General features: G+C 70.4%; 4 protein-coding genes. All 4 read left to right on the top strand.

Annotated elements, in window-relative coordinates; genetic code table 11:
* The coding region (locus tag JWP28_RS07850) for a hypothetical protein (RefSeq protein WP_299541792.1) at positions 1-243 on the top strand (243 nt) is incomplete at its 5' end.
* Positions 236-1,198: a xanthine dehydrogenase accessory protein XdhC gene (gene xdhC / locus JWP28_RS07845; protein WP_299541790.1), complete on the top strand. Its 963-nt coding sequence runs from the start codon at positions 236-238 to the stop codon at positions 1,196-1,198. The genes JWP28_RS07850 and xdhC, both read left to right, overlap by 8 nt.
* Positions 1,199-1,208: 10 nt before the next feature.
* Positions 1,209-2,399 carry a urate hydroxylase PuuD gene (locus tag JWP28_RS07840; protein WP_299541789.1) on the top strand — a complete coding sequence of 397 codons (1,191 nt, stop codon included), beginning with the start codon at positions 1,209-1,211 and terminating at the stop codon, positions 2,397-2,399.
* Positions 2,399-2,896 (top strand): ureidoglycolate lyase, encoded by a 498-nt coding sequence (locus JWP28_RS07835; RefSeq protein ID WP_299541787.1) that lies wholly within the window; start codon positions 2,399-2,401, stop codon positions 2,894-2,896. The genes JWP28_RS07840 and JWP28_RS07835 overlap by 1 nt, the downstream gene beginning before the upstream one ends.
* Positions 2,897-3,062: the final 166 nt, after the last annotated feature.

The raw sequence follows: 3,062 nt of genomic DNA, 5'->3' as shown, positions 1-3,062 counted from the left end.
AACATGGCGATCTGGGAGCGTGGCGAGAACCGCGAACCCAGCATTCACCGCTCCAAGGCGGTGGGCGAGCCGCCGTTGATGCTGGCGATCTCGGTGTTCTCGGCGCTGACCGACGCGGTGGCCAGCGTCGGCGACCGCAAGGTCATGCCCGACCTGGACGCCCCGGCCACGCCCGAGCGCATCCTGGCCGCCGTCGAGGACGTGCGCCGTCGCCTTGCCTCACAAGGGGCCGCGCATGAGTGAGTGGATCGGCCAAGCCCTGGCGGCGGTGACGCGCGGCGAGACGCTGGCCATGGCGACCGTCGTGGGCGCGCAGGGCTCGACGCCCAGGGAGATCGGCGCGCGGATGCTGGTCTGGCCTGACCGCTTCACCGGCACCATCGGCGGCGGCTCGCTGGAGCGCCAGGCGCTGGACCAGGCCCGCAAGCTGCTGGCCCAGGCCACGCGCCGCCACGCGCTGCAGGACTATCCGCTGGGTCCGATGCTCGGCCAGTGCTGCGGCGGCCGCGTGCGGCTGCTGGTGGAACGGATCGACGCCGAGAGCCTGGGCTGGCTGGGCGACGCCGCGCGGGCCTGCGGCGAGGGCGCGCCCTTCCGCCTGCAGGCCGACATCGAGGATGCGGGCGTGCGGCGGACCGTGCAGTCGGCGGCGGGGGAGGATCCGGCGGACAACAGCCCGCGAGTCCCGATCCCCGAGGTCCGGCGGCTGTCGGAGTTGCTGCGGCCGGCCAAGCCCAGGCTGGTGATCTTCGGCGCCGGCCACATCGGCCAGGCGGTCGCCCGCGCCTTCGCCCCGCTGCCCTTCGACCTGGAGTGGCTGGCCAGCCGCGAGGACCTGCGCCCGGAGGCCGGCGGCACGCGCGCGGAGGTGCTGAGCGAGGACGAGCTGGAGGCCTGCATCGCGGCCGCCCCGCCAGGCGCGCTCTTCGCCGTCTTCACCCACAGCCACGACCTCGACTACCGGCTGACCCGCGCGGTGCTGGCGCGCGGCGACTTCGGCTACCTCGGGCTGATCGGCTCGGCGACCAAGCGCGTGCGCTTCGAGCGGCGCCTGCGCGACGATGGCGCGACCGACGCCGACCTCGCCCGCCTCACCTGCCCGATCGGTATCCCGAGCCTGAAGAGCAAGGCGCCGGCGGTGATCGCCGTGGCGCTGGCCGCCGAGCTGCTGCAACTGACCGAGGACCCCGCTAAGTGAGCATCGCCGCGTGACGTTCGAGTGGGGGGCTTGGGCGAACCTGGCGCTTCGCTGGCTGCACCTGACCGCCGGCATCGCCTGGATCGGCTCGTCGTTCTATTTCATGTGGCTCGACAGCCACCTGAAGGCGCCGACCGCCAAGCGCGAGGGCGTGGCCGGCGAGCTCTGGAGCGTGCACTCCGGCGGCTTCTATCACCAGATGAAGTTCATGGTCGCCCCGTCCGGCATGCCGGACGAGCTGCACTGGTTCAAATGGGAGGCCTACACCACGTGGATCTCCGGCTTTCTGCTGCTGGCGCTGATCTTCTACGTCGGCGCGGACGTGAACCTGATCGACCCCGGCCGGCTGGCGCTCACCCGCTGGCAGGCGATCGGCATAGGGATCGGCACGCTGGCCGCCGGCTGGCTGGTCTACGACGGCCTTTGCCGTTCGCCGCTGGGCCAGAACCTGCGGGCGTTCGGCGTGGTCTGGTTCCTGGTGCTGACAGCTGCGGCTTGGGGCCTCACGCACGTCTTCTCCGACCTCGGCGCGGTGATGCACCTGGGCACGATCATCGGCACAGTGATGGTCGCCAACGTCTTCCTGATCATCATCCCCAACCAGCGCAAGGTGGTGGCCCAGGTGTTGGCCGGCGAGGCGCCGGACCCCGCGCTCGGCAAGCAGGCCAAGCAGCGCAGCGTCCACAACAACTACATGACGCTGCCCGTGCTGTTCATCATGGTCAGCAACCACTACCCGATGATCGTCTCGGCGCCCCTGAACTGGCTGTGGCTGGCGGGGCTGGGCATCTGCGGCTGGACCATCCGCCACTTCTTCAACCTGAAGAACGCAGGCCAGATCCGCTTCGACGTGCTGGCGCTGGGGGCGCTGGCCTTCGTGACCGTCGCGGTGCTGAACGAGACCGCCAGACCCAAGCCCCCCGCCGCGGTCCCGCCGCCGCCGTTCGCAGACGTCCGCACACTGATCGACCGGCATTGCGTCATGTGCCACGCCGCGGTCCCGACCCACAAAGGCGTCGTCGCAGCCCCGAACGGCGTGAGGCTCGACACCGACGCCAGCCTCACGAAGAACGCCGCCAAGGTGTACGAGCGTGCGGTCGCGACCCACTCCATGCCGCTGAACAACGAGACCGGCATGACCGACGCCGAACGCGCCAGCCTGGGCGCCTGGATCAAGGCCGGCGCGAAGGTGGGATCGTGATGCGTGAGCTGACCCCCGAGCCCCTGACCGCCGAGGCCTTCGCGCCGTTCGGCGACGTGATCGAGGCCTCGGAGCGGGCCGAACAGATCCCGATCAACTACGGCTACACGACCCGCTTCAACGACCTCGCCCGGATCGATGTCGCCGACGCAGGCGGCCACGCCATCGTCAGCCTGTTCCGCGCCCGGCCGCTCGACCCGCCGCTCTTAAAGATCTTCGAGCGCCATCCGCTGGGGAGCCAGAGCTTCACGCCCCTGCAGGGCCGGCGGTTCCTGGCAGCCGTGGCGCCGGCCGGCGATTTCGATCCGGCGGCGATCCGCGTGTTCCGGGCGCAAGCCGGCCAGGGCGTGAACTACCGCAAGGGCATCTGGCACCATTTCCTGCTGCCGCTCGAAGCCGAGAGCGACTTCCTGGTGATCGACCGCGCCGGCCCCGGCTCGAACCTGGATGAGATCGAGCTCGACGCACGCGATCAAATCCTCATCGTCGGCGCCTAGCCCAACTCAAGCGGCCGGCCGGATGCTGGGCTTGCTCTCGCGCGCCTTGGCGAGCTCGAGGCCAAGGGCCGTCACGCCGGCCAGGCCGCCCAGGTTCATGGTCTCCACCGCCGTCGAGGGCACGACGACGATGGTCGAGTTCTGCTTGAGGCCTTCATAGAGCATG

The sequence above is a fragment of the Phenylobacterium sp. genome (assembly GCF_028290885.1).
GTDB lineage: Bacteria > Pseudomonadota > Alphaproteobacteria > Caulobacterales > Caulobacteraceae > Phenylobacterium.
This window is presented reverse-complemented; position numbering and strand designations above follow the sequence as displayed.